Source organism: Pseudomonas viciae (assembly GCF_004786035.1).
Classification (GTDB): Bacteria; Pseudomonadota; Gammaproteobacteria; order Pseudomonadales; family Pseudomonadaceae; genus Aquipseudomonas; species Aquipseudomonas viciae.
Genome location: NZ_CP035088.1, coordinates 4,721,537 through 4,738,578 on the forward strand (window position 1 = coordinate 4,721,537; position 17,042 = coordinate 4,738,578).

The following is a 17,042-nucleotide window of genomic DNA, read 5'->3' on the forward strand; positions in this document are numbered from 1 at the left end:
ATAAAAGGTTTTAAGGCAAAAGCCGATCTGGCAACAGGCGCATCAACTGCGTATCGAACCAGTCCGCGAAGGCCGGCGACGGTGCTGCGTCTACCACCAGGTACCACCAGTGGGGCGCGGCGAAGGCACGGCATTTGACCGCGTCCTTTTCCGTCATGACCACTGGCAACGAAGGCGTGAAATTCAGCGCCTGGGCACTGTATTCGGCGTGGTCGGCAAACCCGTGCGGTATTGGCCGCCAGTGTAGCGTTTCGAGGGTCTTGAAGAAACGCTGGGGATTGCCGATGCCGGCCACGGCGTGCAAGGCCTGGCCGGGTGGGAAATGATCGAGGGGCCGTCGTTCGCCACTGGCCAGGTTCACCAGCGCGGTGGGGCGCAATTGGAAGGCAAAGCCGTCTTCGTGATCAGCACTGGCGCCGTTGTACAGCACAGCGTCAACCGAGCGCAGGCGCTCAACCGGCTCGCGCAACGGACCGGCGGGCAGGCAACGTCTATTACCCAGGCCACGGGCATCATCGATCAGTACCAGCTCAAGGTCGCGAGCCAGCCGATAATGCTGCATGCCATCATCGGACAGGATCAGGTCCAGCGGTTCGGCTTCCAGCAGTGCCCGGACCGCGCGGCTGCGATCGGGATCGATCATCAGCGGCACGCCGGTGCGTTGGACGATCAACAGCGGCTCGTCACCCGCGACATCGGCGCCCTGCCCGGCCTCGACCCGCCAAGGCAGTTGCGGCGGCTTGGCACCATAACCCCGGCTGACCACCCCGACCCGCAGGCCACTGCGCTGGCAGTGCTGGATCATCCACAGGATCAGCGGCGTCTTGCCGGTGCCGCCTACCGTGATGTTGCCGACCACGATCAGCGGCACGGGCGGCTGGTAGATCTCGCCCTCCCCCGCCAGGAAGCGCTCGCGCTTACCCACCACCACTCGCCGGTACAACCACTCCAGCGGCCGCAGCAATACCAGGGCCGGATGACCGTCATACCACGCGGCAAGCAAGCGATCGGACATGGCCATCAGGGTGCAGGCGCCGCCTCGACGGTGGTCATGCGCAGATGGCTGAAGCCGAGCTTGCCGGCCGCGTCCATGGCGGTGATGACCGATTGATGAGGCGTCTTGCCATCGGCGCTGATCGACAGCGGCAGCTTAGTGTCGCCACCGGACTCCTTCTGCAGGGCGTCGATCAGGCTCGCCAGGTCACTCTTGGGCAGCAACTGGTTGTTCACCGAGAACGCCCCTTCGGCGCTGATGGTAATTTCCAGGTTCTTGAGCTGCTGGTCTTCGGCCGGCGAGCCACTGACGGCTTGCGGCAATTCAACCTTGAGCTGGGTTTCCCGGGTGAAGGTGGTGGTCACGACGAAAAACAGCAACAGGATGAACACCACATCGATCAGCGACGCAAGGTTGATCTCGATGTTTTCCCGTGGTTTGCGGCGGAATTTCACTTCTTGCCCCCGGCCAGGTCCACGTCACGATCGCCCTGCACCACCTCGACCAGCTTGATGGCTTCCTGTTCCATGCCCACCACCAGTTCGTCCACGCGTCGTTGCAGGAACCGATGGAAGAACACCGCAGGGATACCCACCATCAGGCCCGCGGCGGTGGTGATCAAGGCCTTGGAAATACCGCCCGCCAGCACCGCAGCGTTAGTGGTCATGCCGGAGCCGGTGAACGCGCTGAAAATGTCGATCATGCCCAGCACCGTACCCAGAAGGCCCAACAGGGGGGACATGGCAGCGATGGTGCCCAGGGCGTTGATATAGCGCTCCAGTTCATGGATGACCCGGGCGGCGGCTTCCTCGATGCACTCTTTCATGATCTCGCGACCATGCTTGGAGTTCGCCAGGCCCGCGGCGAGGATTTCCCCCAGGGGCGAACTGGCCCGCAGCTCCTTGAGCTTGTCCTTGTTCAGTTGCTTGTCCTTGATCCAGACCCAGACCTGCCCGAGCAGATGCTCCGGAGTCACGCGGCTGGCCCGCAGGGTCCACAGGCGTTCGGCAACGATACCCAGTGCCGCGATGGAACTCAGAATGATCGGCAACATCATCCAGCCGCCGGATTTGACCAATTCCCACACAGTGACAGCCCCCTCGAAAAAGTGCGCCACTTTATCATACAGACTCGCCTTGGAGGCTCGACCTGCCGATAAGTCCGTCGCGCGAGCTGACCCGAGTCAATGTTTGGCCTGCGGCCCGACAGGCGGCGGATCACGCCAATACCGCCGCTGCCTGGCCTGGGTGAAGGGGGGTTCAAAGGCCCCCAGTTGCAGACGAATGGCGCCCTGTTCGGCACTGTCGTAGATCGCCAGGCCCAACCGACGGTAACGAGCGATCACCCGGGGATGCGGATGACCGAACGCGTTGCCTTGCCCCCGGGAGATCAGCACCGAATGAGGATTCAGACGCGCCAGCAGCGCCATTGACGATGAGCTGCGACTGCCATGATGCGGGGCGGCCAGCCACTGGCTCGGGGCCGCCAGGGGCCCGTCGAGCAAGGCCTGTTCAGCATGACTATCGATGTCGCCAGTCAGCAGCAAGCGCTCGCCGCCGGCCTCGACCAGCAAGACGCAGGACTTCTGGTTGCTTTCACGGGCAGCGGACCATTGCCACAATTGGAACCTGACCCCGTCCCACTCCCAACCTTCGCCGCTGTCGCATGCTCCGGCTTGCAGCTCATCAGGCAGCGCGGCAGGATCGCCGCTGATCACCCGCCTCGTTGGCAGCCCGCTGCGCACCGCGCGAGCGCCGCCGGCGTGATCGGCGTCGGCATGGCTGAGCAGCATCAGATCCAACGCCTGTACCCCCAGTTTGCGCAAAGTCGGCAGCACGACGCGCTCGCCCGCGTCGGCCTCGCCGAAGCGCGGCCCGGCATCGTAAAGCAGGCTATGGCGACGGGTGCGCACGAGCACCGCAAGCCCTTGGCCGACGTCCAGGTGCCAGATTTCGGCATGGCCTTGCGGCACGCTTTCTCGCGGTGGAAAAACCATCAGCAGCAGCATTGGCCACCCCAGCACCCGCAGCGGCACCCCCTTGGGCAGCAGCAGCAAAAAAGCCCCGAGGGCGGCAATACACCAGGCCCAGAGCGGAATCGAAACAGGAACCCATGCCGGCATCCGCCCGGCAACCAGCGCCAGCCCCTTGAACAGCCAATCGAGCAAGCCACCGGCTATCCACAGCAGCCCTTCACCGAGCAACGGCACCGGCAACAACGCCGTGCCGAGCAACGCCGGCGGCAACACCAACAGGCTGATCCAGGGCACCGCCAGCAGATTTACCAGCGGCCCGCTGAGGCTGACCGGCAAGCCCAATATCACCAGTAACGGACACAGGCCGAGCGCAACCAGCCATTGGGCACGGGTCCAGGTTTGCCACCAGCGCCAGGGCCCCAGGCGAGCGCCAAAGGTGAACATCAATATCGCCACCGCCGCAAACGACAGCCAGAACCCCGGCCGCAGGCTGGCCAGCGGATCGAACACCAGCACCCCGACAAAGGCCAGCAGCCATGCCCACCAGGGGTCCGGGTGTTTGAAGCGCAAGCGCCAGAGGAGCACCAGGCCGATCATCGCGCAAGCCCGCCGCACCGGCACCTCGAACCCAGCGAGCAAGCCGTAGCCCAGGGCTGCGGCGAAGGCCAGCGCACAAGCCCAAGGCAACCACGGCAGACCCACCGGCCACAGCCCATAACGCGCCGCACCGGCCACCAGCAGGTACACCAGACCGGCGAGCAGACCGATGTGCTGCCCGGAAATCACCAGTAAATGGACGGTGCCAGTGTCTTGCAGTACCTGCCAATCTTCGCGGCTCAGCCCGCTGCCGTCGCCAAGCACCAAGGCCGCCAGCGCACCGGAGCGCCCGTGGGCATCCACTTGGGCCAGAGCCTGTCGCACGCCGTCGCGCCACGCACCTTGGGCCGCTTGCAGACGAAGGCCATCCTTCACCGTGCCGGTCGCCCCGATGCCTCGGCTCAACAGCCAGGCTTCATAGTCGAAACCGTGTGGGTTCAGTAATCCGGCCGGCCGTTTGAGCTTCACAGCCAATCGCCATCGCTCGCCGCTGCTGACGGGCGGACCACCGAACCAGGCCAGACGCATCGACGCCGGTAGCCGGGTGCGACGCGAACGGGCATCGGCCAGTTCGAAACGCACCACGTCCTCGCTGTGCTGCGGCAAGCCGACGACACGCCCTTCGACCCAGCGGGTTTCGCCATCCAGCACGGCAGGCAACCGGTCGGCCAATGCCAACTGCGCCGACAGGCAGGCCCAGGCCAACCCGAACAGAAAAAAACCCAGCGGGTAGGTGCGAAACGGCAACACCATCAACCCCAGCACCGGCATGGTTGCAATCAGCCAAAACGGCGGCAATGCCGGTAAAAAAACCGGGGCCAACAGCCCCAGTGCAAACGCGACCAACCCTGTGCGCATAACCCCATCCTTGAGAGCCCTTTCGTCAGGCATAGCCGGTCAGGGGCACCCTCGGCGTTATCAATTGTCACAAAGTCTGAATCTACCCGCCGTAGAATCCGGACATACTTGCGGCTTTATTGCTTTGAACCGACCGAGAAGCCTTATGCCCCGGCGCCTTTTCAAACGCTACATGCCAGACCCAGAGAGCATTCGGGAACACAAATCCTTACGTTTTCTCGGCACCCTGCTGCACGATCCCAACCTTTGGCACCTCAATCGCCATTCAGTGGCCAGGGCGATGGCCGTTGGTCTGTTTGCCGCGTTCCTGCCGATCCCCTTGCAGATGTTGCTGGCCGCCGCACTGGCCATCACGGTGCGCGGCAATATACCGATTGCCGTGAGCCTGGTCTGGCTGACCAATCCGATCACCATGCCGGCGGTGTTTTTTTGCACCTACCAGACCGGCGCCTGGCTGATGGATGTGCCTGCCCGGACGTTGCCGGAAGAACTGACCTGGGAATGGATCAGCGACCAGCTGTCCACGTTGTGGCAACCATTTCTGCTGGGATCGGTGGTGACCGGCCTGGTGCTCGGCGCCCTGGCCTACTTCGTCACCATGAGCTACTGGCGCTGGTGGGTGACCCGGCAGTGGAAACGGCGCAAGAAAAGCCGGATGTAAGATGCGAAAAAGGCCTCCCGAGCAGGGAGGCCTTTTTTGTGGTGTTTTTACTGGCCTCTTCGCGAGCAAGCCCGCTCCGACAGGGAGATTGTGGTGAACAGGCGTTTTGCGGCCATCCCGGAACAGTGTGGGAGCGGACTCGCGAAGAAGGCGTCGCGATCTTACTAGGTACGCATCCCCCGCCCACTGACCAACAACCGCGCGCACCCGACATAGAGCACCACGGTCGCCACCAGCATGAAGGTAATCGCGACACTGATCTTGATGTCCGAAACCCCGAGGATGCCGTAGCGGAAGGCATTGACCATATGCAGCACCGGGTTGGCCAGGGACACGGTCTGCCAGAACGGTGGCAGCAGGGAGATCGAGTAGAACACCCCGCCCAGGTAGGTCAGCGGCGTGAGCACGAACGTCGGGATGATGGAGATGTCATCGAAGTTGCGCGCAAACACGGCATTGATGAACCCCAGCAACGAAAAGATCGTCGCCGTGAGCACCACCACCAATATCGTCACCCCCAGATGGTGCACCTGCAGGTCGGTGAAGAACAGCGACAGCAGGGTCACGATCAAGCCCACTGCCAGGCCGCGCAACACGCCGCCCAGGGTATAGCCGATGAGGATCGTATGGGGTGAAACCGGCGAGACCATCAACTCTTCGATCGAACGCTGGAACTTGCTGCCGAAGAAACTCGACACCACGTTGCCGTAGGAGTTGGTGATCACCGACATCATGATCAACCCCGGCACGATGTAGTCCATGTACGTGAAGCCGCCCATGTCACCGATCTGGCGGCCGATCAGGTTGCCAAAGATCACGAAGTACAAAACCATGGTGATGGCGGGCGGCAGCAGGGTCTGCGGCCAGATCCGCATGAAGCGCCGGACTTCGCGATAAACGATGGTATTGAGGGCGATGAGGTTGGGGCGCAGTTCGGAATTCATACCGCCACCTTCGCCAGATTTTTCTCCACCAGAGACACGAACAACTCCTCGAGGCGATTGGTCTTGTTGCGCAGGCTCTGCACTTCAATGTGCTGCAACGCCAGCTGGGTGAACAGCCCGGTAATGCCGACGGCTTTATCCACCTGGACTTCCAGGGTGCGGTTGTCCACCAGCCGGGCCGGATAACCAATGAGCTGCGGCGCGACCTGCAGATCATTTTTCAGGTCCAGCAGGAAGGTTTCCACATGCAGTTGGCTGAGCAACTGCCGCATGCTGGTGTTCTCGACGATGGTGCCGTGGTCGATGATGCCGATGTTGCGGCACAGCTGCTCGGCCTCTTCCAGGTAGTGCGTGGTGAGGATGATGGTAATGCCTTTCTGGTTCAACTCGGTGAGGAAGGTCCACATCGAACGACGCAGCTCGATGTCCACACCCGCGGTCGGTTCGTCGAGAATCAGCAGGCGCGGCTCGTGCACCAGCGCACGGGCAATCATCAGTCGGCGCTTCATGCCGCCGGACAATGAGCGGGACGGCACGTCACGCTTGTCCCACAGGCCCAATTGGGTCAGGTACTGCTCGGCGCGCTCGTTGGCGATCTTTGGCGGGATGCCGTAGTAGCCCGCCTGGGTCACGACGATGTCGAAGGTCTTTTCGAACTGGTTGAAATTGAACTCCTGGGGCACCACGCCGATGCAGCGCTTGAGGGCGGCGGGCTCGCGGTCCAGGTCATGGCCGAAGATATTCACCGTGCCGCTGGTTTTGTTCACCAGGGTGGAAAGAATGCCGATGGTGGTGGATTTGCCGGCGCCGTTGGGGCCGAGCAGGGCGAAAAAGTCACCTTCGGCGACGTCCAGATCGATACCACTCAAGGCCTGGAAACCGTTGCCGTAGGTTTTGGTTAGCTGCCGGATGGACAGAGCGGAACTCATATCGGATTTATGCACCAAGAAGGGAGGAAAGAATGAGATAAGGGCGCGCGGCGAGCAATACAACCACGGCGCACGAAGGCAATGGTGCGTGGCGTCGCCGCACAAGTACAGTCACGTGTGTCGATAGTAAGTATTAAGTCAACGCGGTCATGACAGCCTTGCGGTAAGCCGCACGCGCTTGCAGCCGCGCGTACCAGGCCTGTAGATGCGGCCTCGCAGCCCGTTCGATGGGCATCTCGAACCAGGCATAAATGAAACTGCCGAGGGGGATATCGCCCATGCCGATTTCATCACCCGAGAGGTAAGGCTGTTCACTCAAGGCCTGCTCGACCATCGCCAGCAAATCTTCACACTCCTTGATCGCCGCCTTGATGGCCGGCCAATCCTGCTGCTCGGCCGGGGTGCGCAAGACGCCCCAGAACACCGTGCGAAACGGTCCGGCAAAGGACGATGTGGTCCAGTCCATCCATTTTTCCGCCGTGGCCCGCGCCTGGAGATCGGTCGGATACCACGCCGATCCCGCTGCATGGCGAGCCATCAGGTAGCGCACGATGGTGTTGGATTCCCAGAGCACGAAGCCGTCGTCTTCGATCATCGGCACGCGACCGTTGGGGTTCTTCGCGCGATACTCGGGCGTGTCGACCACTCCAAATGCACCGCCAGCGTCGATGGCCTCATAGGCCAGCCCCAGTTCTTCGGCGCACCACAATGCCTTGCGCACATTCGATGAGTTTTTCCGGCCCCAGATCTTCAGCATCACGGCTTCCTCGATGGATAAATGCCGCAGCAGCATACGCCGGATCAGTTGCGACTCAAATCACCCTGCATGTCACCGAGCAGGAGGGGCACTCGATCGCCAAACAGGTGTGGATAACATTTTTCCAAGTGTTCGAAAAAGAACGCTTCGGGCACATCGGCGAACTGGCCGTGGTCGGTGACGTACTCCATCAGCTTGGCGCCTTGACGGTTGAACGGGTGGAAAACGCTGTCATGGCGACCGTCGAACGCCAGCGGTGCCACATCGAACAACTCACACAAGCCCTGGTTGAACGCCGGCGTGGCTTTGACCCAGCGCTCGTTCAGGTACAGCTCGGTATAACCGTGCATGGCGAACACATCACTCTTGAGCAATTCCAGCAGGCGCGGCGTGGACAGGTGATTGCGTACATCCGCCAGGCCGATGCGCGCCGGGATACCGCAATGTCGGGCACAACCGGCCAGCAAGGTGGCCTTGGGCACGCAATAGCTTTCGCCCGCAGCCAATGCATAACTGCCACGCAGGGTCGCCGGATCGCGGCTGAAGGTGTAAGGGTTGTAGCGCACCGCCTCGCGCACAGCGTAATAAAGGTTGATGGCTTGATCGAGGGGATCACGGCCTGTGCCGCGATGGCCTTCGGTAAACTCGATGACTGCCGGGTGATCGCTGTCGATGAACGGGCCGGGGTTCAGGTATTGCTGCATGGGGAAGACCTCTCGAGAAACATCACCACCCGTAGGAGCTGCCGAGTGCAACGAGGCTGCGATCTTTCCCCAGACAATTGAACGCTGAGCGAAGACCGACAGATCAAGATCAAAAGATCGCAGCCTTCGGCAGCTCCTACAGGAGGGCTTGCCTCGAGTTTATCCACAGCCCCTTCGCAGCAATAACGGCATTTCAGCCAAACAATGGCGTTTTCTCACTTTATGAGCGAACGAATTCCCACGGTTGTTGCCAACCAGACTGGCGCAATGCATCCAGGGTTTCCCACGAAATCAATCACATTGCGCTGACCACCGGTTTTGCAGATGCCGTCTAAGCTCTGAGGGTCGGTTTGCCCTGGTTCACGGAGGATTACCTATGCTGTTGTTGTGGATACTGGTTCTGGTCGTCGGGATAGCCTGGCTGGCGCATCGGCGCACCGCCCCGCTGCCGGCGCTGGGGATCGTCGCGGTCTACCTGTTGGCCATGGGCATTTTGAGCCACGCGCCCGGTTGGCTGATGCTGGTCCTCTGGGTGGTACTCGCCGCCGTCGCGGCTCCGCTGCTGTTGCCAGACCTGCGCCGCAAGTATTTCAGCGCGCCGATGTTCGACTGGTTCCAGAAAACCCTTCCGCCCATGTCCCAGACCGAGCGTGACGCCATCGACGCCGGCACGGTGTGGTGGGACGGTGAACTGTTCAGCGGCCGGCCGGACTGGGACACGCTGCTGGCCTACCCCAAGGTGCAACTGAGCGAAGAGGAGCAGGCATTCCTCGACGGTCCCACCGAAGATCTCTGCGCCATGGTCAGCGACTGGCAGATCGGCCAGGCCATGGACCTGCCGCCTGAGGCCTGGACCCACATCAAGGAACACGGTTTCTTCGCGCTGATCATTCCCAAGGAATACGGCGGCAAAGGCTTTTCCGCCTACGCCCACTCCCAAGTGGCCATGAAACTGGCGACCCGTAGCGGCGACCTGGCGTCCACCGTGATGGTCCCCAACTCCCTCGGCCCAGCGGAGCTGCTGCTGCACTACGGCACCGACGAACAACGCGACCATTACCTGCCACGCCTGGCCCGTGGCGACGATATTCCCTGCTTCGCCCTGACAGGGCCATTGGCCGGCTCCGACGCCGGAGCGATGCCCGACACCGGCATCATCTGCAAGGGGCAATGGCAAGGCCAGGAAACCCTCGGCCTGCGCCTGAACTGGGAAAAGCGCTACATCACCCTTGGACCGGTGGCCACCCTCCTCGGCCTGGCCTTCAAGGCTTATGATCCTGACCACCTGCTGGGTGACGAAGAAGACCTGGGTATCAGCCTCGCCCTGATTCCCACCGATACTCCAGGCGTCAATATCGGCCGCCGTCACCTGCCCCTCGGCGCCGCGTTCATGAACGGACCGAACTGGGGCAAGGACGTGTTCATCCCGTTGGACTTCCTCATCGGCGGCCAGGCAATGCTCGGCAAGGGCTGGATGATGCTGATGAATTGCCTGTCGGTCGGACGCTCGATTTCCCTGCCGGCGGTGGGCACCGGTGCGGCGAAGTTCACCAGCCTGGTGACCGGCCAGTACGCCCAGGTGCGCGAGCAGTTCAACGTGCCGTTATCGGCATTCGAAGGCATCCAGGAAGCCATGGCGCGCATCGGCGGCAACGCCTGGATGATGGACGCTGCACGCATGCTGACCGCCAATGCGGTGGACCTGGGGGAAAAACCCTCGGTGCTGTCGGCGATCCTCAAATACCACCTGACCGAACGCGGCCGCGAGTGCATCAGCCACGCCATGGACGTACATGGCGGCAAGGGCATTATCATGGGCCCGAACAATTACCTGGGGCGCAGTTGGCAAGGTGCACCGATCTTCATCACGGTTGAAGGCGCGAACATCCTGTCGCGCAACCTGATGATCTTTGGCCAGGGGGCGATCCGCTGCCATCCGTTCGTGCTCAAGGAAATGGCCCTGGCCACCCGTGAAGACAAGGACCAGGCACTGATCGAGTTCGACGGTTTGTTGCTCAAGCACATTGGCTTCGCGGTCAGCAACGCCGCCAGCACCCTGGTGCTGAACCTGGGCCTGGGGCATTTCGAAAGGGCCCCCGGCAATGCCTTGAGCCAGGGTTATTTCCGCGACCTCAACCGGCAAGCGGCGGCGTTCGCCCTGCTGGCGGACCTGAGCATGATGCTGCTGGGCGGTGAGCTCAAACGCCGCGAACGCTTGTCGGCACGCCTGGGGGATGTACTGAGCAACCTCTATTTGGCCTCCGCCGCGCTCAAGCGTTACCACGACCTGGACTCGCCCGACCACATGGCACCGTTGTTTACCTGGGCCATGGAAGAAAGCCTGGGCCAGTCGGAGCGTGCGCTGGACGAACTGCTGAGCAACTTCCCGAACCGGGTGCTGGGTTGCCTGTTGCGCCTGGTGGTGTTCCCTTTCGGCCGCCGCCACAAAGGCCCGAGCGACAGGCTGGACGCCGAAGTGGCCGCCGTGATCGGCCGGGCCAAGGGCGATCCCACCCTCGAAGAGTTGCTGCAAGGCTGCTATCGACCGCAATCGACCGACGATCCGGTGGGTGCCCTGCAACACGCCGCCGACCTGCTTGCCGCCGCCCAGCCGCTGCATAAAAAACTGCACGTCGCCGTCAAGCAGGGCCAGCTCAACCCGGCCCCCGGTGAACACCTTATTGACGCAGCCCTGGAAGCCGGTGTGCTGCAGGTGGACGAAGCCCAGACGTTGCGCACGGCCGAAGCAGCGCGACGCAAGGTCATCGATGTGGATGATTTCGATAAGGAGGAACTGACGCTGGCCGAGACAAAAGTCCGTTGATCCTCCCTACCATGTAAAAGCGGGCGCAAGAGCTTTATACTCCTGCGCCCGTTTTGCTCTTGAGGACTTATCTCGTGTCCAATGTCGTTGCCGATCACCTTGTCTTGCTTGACCACTTGCGCAGCATCCTGGTCGCCGTGGGTGAGGCCGAACAGGTTCCCGAAGAAAGCCATGCCCTGTTTCTGGAACGCTTCGACGAGTTGCGCGCGCAGTTGCCCGTTGACCCGATCGAAAGCCAATACCTGGGCCAGGACCTGCTGTGCCAGGTGATCGTCCGTTACCCACAGATCGCCCACCTGGTGCCTCGCGACTTGCTCTGGTACTTCGCCGGTGACTGCCTGCACTACATGCCCGACGAAGAAATCGCGCTGTACCAGGCCTTGGAAGAACGTCGCTTCGAAGCCGAACAAAACGACGAACCCTTCGACTGGAACCAGGAAAAGCAATTGCTGGCAATGTCGGACCAGGACAGCAAACACTGATTGCGATCGTTCATGCAAAAGGCCCGCACGGTTAACCTGCGGGCTTTTTTTGCTTTGCCAAAGGGTGTTGCATGGACCGGCCTCATCGCGAGCAAGCTCGCTCCCACACTAGGTCGATGGCGAGCACACATTCTGCATTTACAGCAGTTCCCCTGTTGGAGCGAGCTTGCTCGCGATGAGGCCCGTTAAGACAACCCATCACTCTCTGGCAGCTCATAGTGCGCCGCCTCTTTGCTGGAACCACTCCCCCCACCCACCGTGTGCAAGGTCGGCTCCTTTGCCAGGCACTCCACCAGATAATCAATGAACACCCGCAATTTCGGCGGCAGGTAACGGGTCGGCGAATGCAGTAACCACAAGCCACCGTGGTAGGAAGCCAGGAACGTCCAGTCTGCCAGCACTGGCACGACCGCCCCCTGCTCCAGGGCATACCGAGCCGTGAAGTACGGCAAACTGCCAATCCCGATGTGTTGCAAAACCGCCTCCAGTCGCACGCCCGTGTGATTGGCCGCATAGCGGCCGCGCACGCCTACGGTGACCGACTTGGTGCCTTTCTTGAATTTCCAGCGAGCGTCACTCGGGGTTTCCCCCAGATAAATGCAGCTGTGCTCCAGCAAGTCCTGGGGATGTTCGGGGACGCCATGCTCGGCCAGGTATTGCGGGGTGGCGCAGAGCAAATGATCGATGCTCAACAACTGACGGCCCACCAGCCCGGCGGGAGGTTGATCGGTGATCCGAATGGCCAGGTCGACGTGATCATCAATCAGATCGACTTGCCGATCTTCCAGAAGCAGTTCCACATCGATCTGGGGATAACGACGCAGGAACTCGGGTATGTGGGGATGAATCACAAAGCGCCCCACCGCCTTGGGCACGCTGACCCGAATCCGTCCCTCGGCTTGCTGGGTGAATTGGCCGCTGATTTCCATCACAGAGCGGGCAGACGCGACCATTTCCTGGCAACGCTTGAACACTTCCTCCCCGCCATCGCTCAAGCGCAACTTGCGCGTGGTGCGTTGCAACAAGCGAGTCGCCAGGGCCTTTTCAAGGCGGGAGATGCTGCGACTGACAGCCGATGGCGATGAACCGGACTGGCGGGCCGCTTCGGAGAAGCTACCGGTCTCCACGACCTTGACGAACATGGCCATTTCGACGAGCAGTGGAAGCGGTAGATTTGTGCTCATGACGCAACAGTCCTTTGAAATTTGAACGGATTATCAACAATTTCCACACGACTTATAATCCCGAAACAAAATTTCTAATACGGATATGGAATGACACTTCGCCTCTTTTTCCATAGCGATGACCTCAAGGCCAACGTGGAAGTCCTGGATTGCAGCCCCTGGGAAAATGAATTTGCCGTGGTACTGCGCGCCACACTGTTCCACCCTCAGGGCGGCGGCCAGCCTTTCGACACCGGGTGGATCGGTGAGAGCCAGGTGCTGCGTGTCGTCCAGGACGGGCAACAGATCATTCACTATGTCGACCGCGCAGTGGCCTCGGGCATGATCTCAATTCGCGTGGATGAACAGCGCCGACAGCTGAATTCGCGCCTGCATTCGGCCGGGCATCTGATCGGCCATTTCGCCGAAACCCGTGGCTGGACACCCATCAAGGCTCATCACTGGCCCGGCGAAAGCCGTGTGCAGTTCAAACCTGGGGAGGATCCTCAGGAGCTGGACGCATCAATCATCCAGCAAGGCATCAATGAGTGGATCGCCGCCGACCTGCCGCGCCTGGTCGCATTGCGCGAAGGTTCGCGAGAAGTCGGTTTTGGCGAGCTGGCCCCCTATGGCTGCGGCGGCACTCACGTGCGGTGCCTGCAGGAACTGGGCACGGTCACTGTCGCCGCGCTTTCACAGAAAAAAGGAACGTTGTCGGTTCACTACCACGTGGACTGACACTCCGCGGCCAGGAACACGGCTCACGGTGAGCGTTTATCCGCTGAGCAACGCCTGCAACTCTCCTACTCGCCAGGTGAACCTTCTTGCTTTTATCTCCACCCACCGCGGGAAGTTTTCCCCGGGGACGTTTCTTCGCGCTTTCAAAAGAGGCACGCCATGCCAGACGCCCTTACACCGCAAGCACTGTCCCCTCTTGAGTTGCCCATTGTGTTCACTCCCGGCGCGTGGCAACGCGCAGTCATGCTTGAGCACTCAGATCACCCTGAAAACCTGCTGCTCGATCGACTGAGCAACGTATTGCGCGCGGTCTTTGAGACTCGCCAGGCCTATCCACACGAATCTTATGTGGTATTCGAGTTCATCCAAGTCGCCTCAGCGGCTGGTCCACAGCCTGATACGTTGCTGCAACTGAGCCTCAGTCTGTTCCACGAGCCGGACCAGCCTGATGCTCTGCTGATAGCGCTTGCAGGAGATCACCCGCATTACCAGGCCTGAAATCCGTCAGCAAAAAAAGCATCAAAAGACAGTTTATTGACGGCCATGCAAGCTCCAACTTTCCTTCCGTCACTTTTTAGTCGTTTTTTTTGATCGAGGCGTGGCGCTTTGCCATGCTTGAACTACCGTCAAAAAGAAGCGAACAGGGGGCCAGTCAAACCGCTCCTCAAACAACCTGATCGATGCCGGTCACCTGCTCGACATCCCGGATATTCCGGGGCCAAGAAAGGTTATATGTAAGCTGCCTGCCATTCAGTCAGGCCGGTGTAATGCGCCCGTTTGCTTGCTCAGACGAGGTCTGTCGCCGGAACCACTGGAGGGTTGGGTGAGATATGAAGGGGCAGCCCGGGCCCCTTAAGTGATCCGAGGCATCTGTAAGCCTAAGGACGGCCTCTCTATCGAGGATCACTTCATGACCCATCGTACCGTGCCTGTTTTAAAAAAATTCATTCATGGCCTGTTCTGGATGGGCCTTGGCCTGGATGCGGCGCAGGCCGCAGCGGCAAATTGTTCACAACTGGACAGTTTGCCGGCAACCTTCGAGGTCGGCCAAGGGCTTCAGAACGAACTGCGCATCCTCGCCCCTGTGACGAAGTTGGCGGTGGGCGACCCGAAAATTGCCGATGTGCAGCCCAGTGGCAGCGACGCCTTCATTCTCACGGGCCTGATGCCCGGCGCCACCAGCCTGATGGTTTGGACGGCGTGTTCGAAAACGCCCCGCCAGAGCATGATCTTCGTCAAAGGCCGGGCCACTGCGGCGCTGACCAGCGCCGCGAGCGTGCCTTCCGAAGACCCGATGCTGCTGGCCCAAGTACAGACCGACATCCGTTTTGTCGAGGTCAGCCGGACCAAACTCAAGGAGGCCTCGACCTCGATCTTCGGCAGTCGCGGCAACTTTCTGTTCGGCGCACCGAGAACCCTGCCCACCATCGGTGGCGTGGTTCGGCCTTCATTGCCGGTCAATAACGACATGTTCAACCTGTCCTTCGCCACCGGCCAGACGCTGCTGATGATCAATGCGCTGGAAGGCAGCGGTTTTGCCTATACCCTGGCGCGTCCCAGCCTGGTGGCCCTCAGCGGGCAGAGCGCGAGTTTCCTGGCCGGCGGCGAGGTGCCTATTCCAGTGCCCAGTGCCGGCAGCGATAACGTGTCCATCGAGTACAAGGAATTCGGTATCCGCCTGACCCTGACACCGACTGTCGTAGGCAAAAACCGCATCATGCTGAAGGTGGCACCGGAAGTCAGTGAGCTGGATTTCACCAATGCGGTGAACATCGCCGGCACGCTGGTTCCAGCGCTTACCGTGCGCCGTACCGATACCAGTATTGCCCTGGCCGATGGCGAAAGCTTCGTCATCAGCGGGCTGATCAGCACCCGTAACGCCTCCCAGGTGAACAAGCTTCCGGGGCTGGGTGACGTGCCGATTCTCGGCGCATTCTTTCGTGACAACTCCATCAACCGCGAAGAACGGGAGCTGCTGATGATCGTCACGCCGCACCTGGTCCAACCCTTGGCCGCCGACGCACAACTGCCGACGTTGCCGGGCGAACAGCTGCGCAACTATGACCCGAATTTCTACCGCATGTACTTCCTCGAACACGGCGAGTTCGACAATCGCAGCGGGCTTTCCCAGTGAGCCGGCGCTTGATGGGCAAGGAGCCAAGTGTTCAACCTGATGCGAGGGGACATTCAATGAAAGCAATGATCGCGATTGCAGCAGCGTTAGTGCTCACCGGCTGCGCCAGCAATGGTGTGGCTTCCCGCCAGGCCAGTTGCGCCAAGCCCGGATCCGATCAGGAACTGGCGCTGAACCTGGCCGATGACATGGCCAATGATGGACGGTTGTACGCCAGCCTGGCTAACCTCGAAGGTTTGCCCGAAGACTTGGTCCAGGTTCGCCTGCGCAAGGCCCGGGTGCTGCGCCTGATGGGGCGCAACGAGGCAGAGCCGTTGTACAAGAGCCTGCTCGGGACGTGCCTGGCCGCAGACGGCGAACATGGCCTTGGCCAGTTGGCGGCGGCCAAAAATGATCATGCGACCGCCACCCAACACCTGGAGCGTGCGGTGCGAATGACCCCTACCGACGGAAGAATGCGCAATGACCTGGGGGTCGTCTACCTCAACCAACGGCGGATCCCTGAAGCACGCTTCGAGTTCATGACCGCCATGGAGCTCAAACAGTCCGACTCACTGGCGGCGCTCAATATGGTGACGCTACTGATTTACCAGGACAACTGGAAACAGGCGGCTGAACTGGCAAACATGGCCAACCTGAGCCCCAAGCAAGTGGCAGATGCGCAAGCCCGCGCGGAAAGAATCAGGGGCACGGCCACTGGCGCGGTGACGTCACAAGCGAACCACCTGACCGAGGTGGTTGACGCCTCATCCGGTGCGGTCAAGTAGAGCGTTCTGAGGAGTCCAAGAGATGAAATCCAAACAACTGATGATCGTGTGCATGGCGTGCCTGTCTACCACCGCCTGGGCGATTGAGCCAGGCCCCTCTTCGGCGGCGCAACAAGGCACCGAGAGCTGGATGCAACTGCAGATTCGCGGCGTGGTTGCCTCCACCCATCTGCAAACCGCCTCGGCCACCGAACGCGAACTGGCCATGCAACGCTGGCTCAACAGCTTCAACTACCCGATCCCGGAATTCTTTGACCAGGACTCCGGGGGAGACATCACCAGTAGCAAATGAAACACCGCAGGAACAACGAAAAGATCGCAACCTTCGACAACACCTGCACTCGATCCGGTGTAGGTGTTGTCGAAGGTTGCGATCTTTTGGCTTGTACGGTCGGGTGATAACAGGAGAAAACCTGTGGGGGGCTCGCGAAAGGGCCCTCACATCCAACATCCATGCAAACTGACCCACTGCCTTCGCGAGCAAGCCCGCTCCCACAATGGGCCTGCGGTGAACA

General features: G+C 61.0%; 17 protein-coding genes. 8 read left to right on the top strand and 9 right to left on the bottom strand.

Annotated elements, in window-relative coordinates; translation table 11 throughout:
• Positions 1-10: 10 nt before the first annotated feature.
• From lpxK to EPZ47_RS20610, 4 genes are all read right to left on the bottom strand, one after another.
• Positions 11-1,021 carry a tetraacyldisaccharide 4'-kinase gene (gene lpxK / locus EPZ47_RS20595; RefSeq protein ID WP_135846482.1) on the bottom strand — a complete coding sequence of 337 codons (1,011 nt, stop codon included), beginning with the start codon at positions 1,019-1,021 and terminating at the stop codon, positions 11-13.
• Positions 1,021-1,449, bottom strand: coding sequence for an ExbD/TolR family protein (locus tag EPZ47_RS20600; RefSeq protein ID WP_135846483.1), 429 nt, complete (start codon positions 1,447-1,449; stop codon positions 1,021-1,023). The genes lpxK and EPZ47_RS20600 overlap by 1 nt, the downstream gene beginning before the upstream one ends.
• On the bottom strand, positions 1,446-2,081 hold the full coding sequence (locus EPZ47_RS20605) for a MotA/TolQ/ExbB proton channel family protein (protein ID WP_178084272.1): 636 nt from the start codon (positions 2,079-2,081) through the stop codon (positions 1,446-1,448). The genes EPZ47_RS20600 and EPZ47_RS20605 overlap by 4 nt, the downstream gene beginning before the upstream one ends.
• A 96-nt stretch (positions 2,082-2,177) precedes the next feature.
• Positions 2,178-4,424, bottom strand: coding sequence for a DNA internalization-related competence protein ComEC/Rec2 (locus EPZ47_RS20610; protein WP_135846485.1), 2,247 nt, complete (start codon positions 4,422-4,424; stop codon positions 2,178-2,180).
• A 145-nt stretch (positions 4,425-4,569) separates the two neighbouring features.
• Between EPZ47_RS20610 and EPZ47_RS20615 the strand changes: the two genes are divergently transcribed.
• A complete protein-coding gene (locus EPZ47_RS20615; RefSeq protein ID WP_135846486.1) occupies positions 4,570-5,085 on the top strand; it encodes a DUF2062 domain-containing protein in 516 nt (171 codons plus the stop codon).
• A gap of 164 nt (positions 5,086-5,249) precedes the next feature.
• On the opposite strand, the gene EPZ47_RS20620 is transcribed toward EPZ47_RS20615, so the two are convergent.
• The 4 genes from EPZ47_RS20620 to EPZ47_RS20635 all read right to left on the bottom strand — a co-directional run bounded on the left by EPZ47_RS20620 (position 5,250) and on the right by EPZ47_RS20635 (position 8,419).
• Positions 5,250-6,029: an ABC transporter permease gene (locus tag EPZ47_RS20620; RefSeq protein WP_135846487.1), complete on the bottom strand. Its 780-nt coding sequence runs from the start codon at positions 6,027-6,029 to the stop codon at positions 5,250-5,252.
• The gene (locus tag EPZ47_RS20625) at positions 6,026-6,958 is read right to left on the bottom strand and encodes an ABC transporter ATP-binding protein (RefSeq protein WP_135846488.1); all 933 of its coding nucleotides are present in this window, start codon (positions 6,956-6,958) and stop codon (positions 6,026-6,028) included. Before EPZ47_RS20625 ends, EPZ47_RS20620 begins: the two co-directional genes overlap by 4 nt.
• Positions 6,959-7,091: 133 nt before the next feature.
• Positions 7,092-7,715: a glutathione S-transferase family protein gene (locus EPZ47_RS20630; protein ID WP_135846489.1), complete on the bottom strand. Its 624-nt coding sequence runs from the start codon at positions 7,713-7,715 to the stop codon at positions 7,092-7,094.
• A 44-nt stretch (positions 7,716-7,759) separates the two neighbouring features.
• Positions 7,760-8,419: a transglutaminase-like domain-containing protein gene (locus EPZ47_RS20635; RefSeq protein ID WP_135846490.1), complete on the bottom strand. Its 660-nt coding sequence runs from the start codon at positions 8,417-8,419 to the stop codon at positions 7,760-7,762.
• 376 nt (positions 8,420-8,795) lie between these two features.
• Between EPZ47_RS20635 and EPZ47_RS20640 the strand changes: the two genes are divergently transcribed.
• Together EPZ47_RS20640 and EPZ47_RS20645 are read left to right on the top strand one after the other, a co-directional pair.
• Positions 8,796-11,243, top strand: a complete 2,448-nt coding sequence (locus tag EPZ47_RS20640) for an acyl-CoA dehydrogenase (protein ID WP_135846491.1) — start codon at positions 8,796-8,798, stop codon at positions 11,241-11,243.
• Positions 11,244-11,317: 74 nt separating this feature from the next.
• Positions 11,318-11,725, top strand: a complete 408-nt coding sequence (locus tag EPZ47_RS20645; protein ID WP_003204309.1) for a PA2817 family protein — start codon at positions 11,318-11,320, stop codon at positions 11,723-11,725.
• A 185-nt stretch (positions 11,726-11,910) separates the two neighbouring features.
• On the opposite strand, the gene EPZ47_RS20650 is transcribed toward EPZ47_RS20645, so the two are convergent.
• Positions 11,911-12,909 (bottom strand): LysR family transcriptional regulator, encoded by a 999-nt coding sequence (locus EPZ47_RS20650; protein ID WP_135846492.1) that lies wholly within the window; start codon positions 12,907-12,909, stop codon positions 11,911-11,913.
• A gap of 90 nt (positions 12,910-12,999) precedes the next feature.
• Between EPZ47_RS20650 and EPZ47_RS20655 the strand changes: the two genes are divergently transcribed.
• From EPZ47_RS20655 to EPZ47_RS20675, 5 genes are all read left to right on the top strand, one after another.
• The gene (locus tag EPZ47_RS20655) at positions 13,000-13,626 is read left to right on the top strand and encodes an alanyl-tRNA editing protein (protein WP_135846493.1); all 627 of its coding nucleotides are present in this window, start codon (positions 13,000-13,002) and stop codon (positions 13,624-13,626) included.
• Between the two features lie 159 nt (positions 13,627-13,785).
• On the top strand, positions 13,786-14,124 hold the full coding sequence (locus EPZ47_RS20660; protein WP_135846494.1) for a hypothetical protein: 339 nt from the start codon (positions 13,786-13,788) through the stop codon (positions 14,122-14,124).
• 412 nt (positions 14,125-14,536) lie between these two features.
• Positions 14,537-15,760: a type II and III secretion system protein family protein gene (locus EPZ47_RS20665; RefSeq protein WP_135846495.1), complete on the top strand. Its 1,224-nt coding sequence runs from the start codon at positions 14,537-14,539 to the stop codon at positions 15,758-15,760.
• 56 nt (positions 15,761-15,816) lie between these two features.
• The gene (locus EPZ47_RS20670; RefSeq protein ID WP_135846496.1) at positions 15,817-16,527 is read left to right on the top strand and encodes a tetratricopeptide repeat protein; all 711 of its coding nucleotides are present in this window, start codon (positions 15,817-15,819) and stop codon (positions 16,525-16,527) included.
• 22 nt (positions 16,528-16,549) lie between these two features.
• Positions 16,550-16,819, top strand: a complete 270-nt coding sequence (locus tag EPZ47_RS20675; RefSeq protein ID WP_135846497.1) for a DUF3613 domain-containing protein — start codon at positions 16,550-16,552, stop codon at positions 16,817-16,819.
• Positions 16,820-17,042 lie beyond the last annotated feature (223 nt).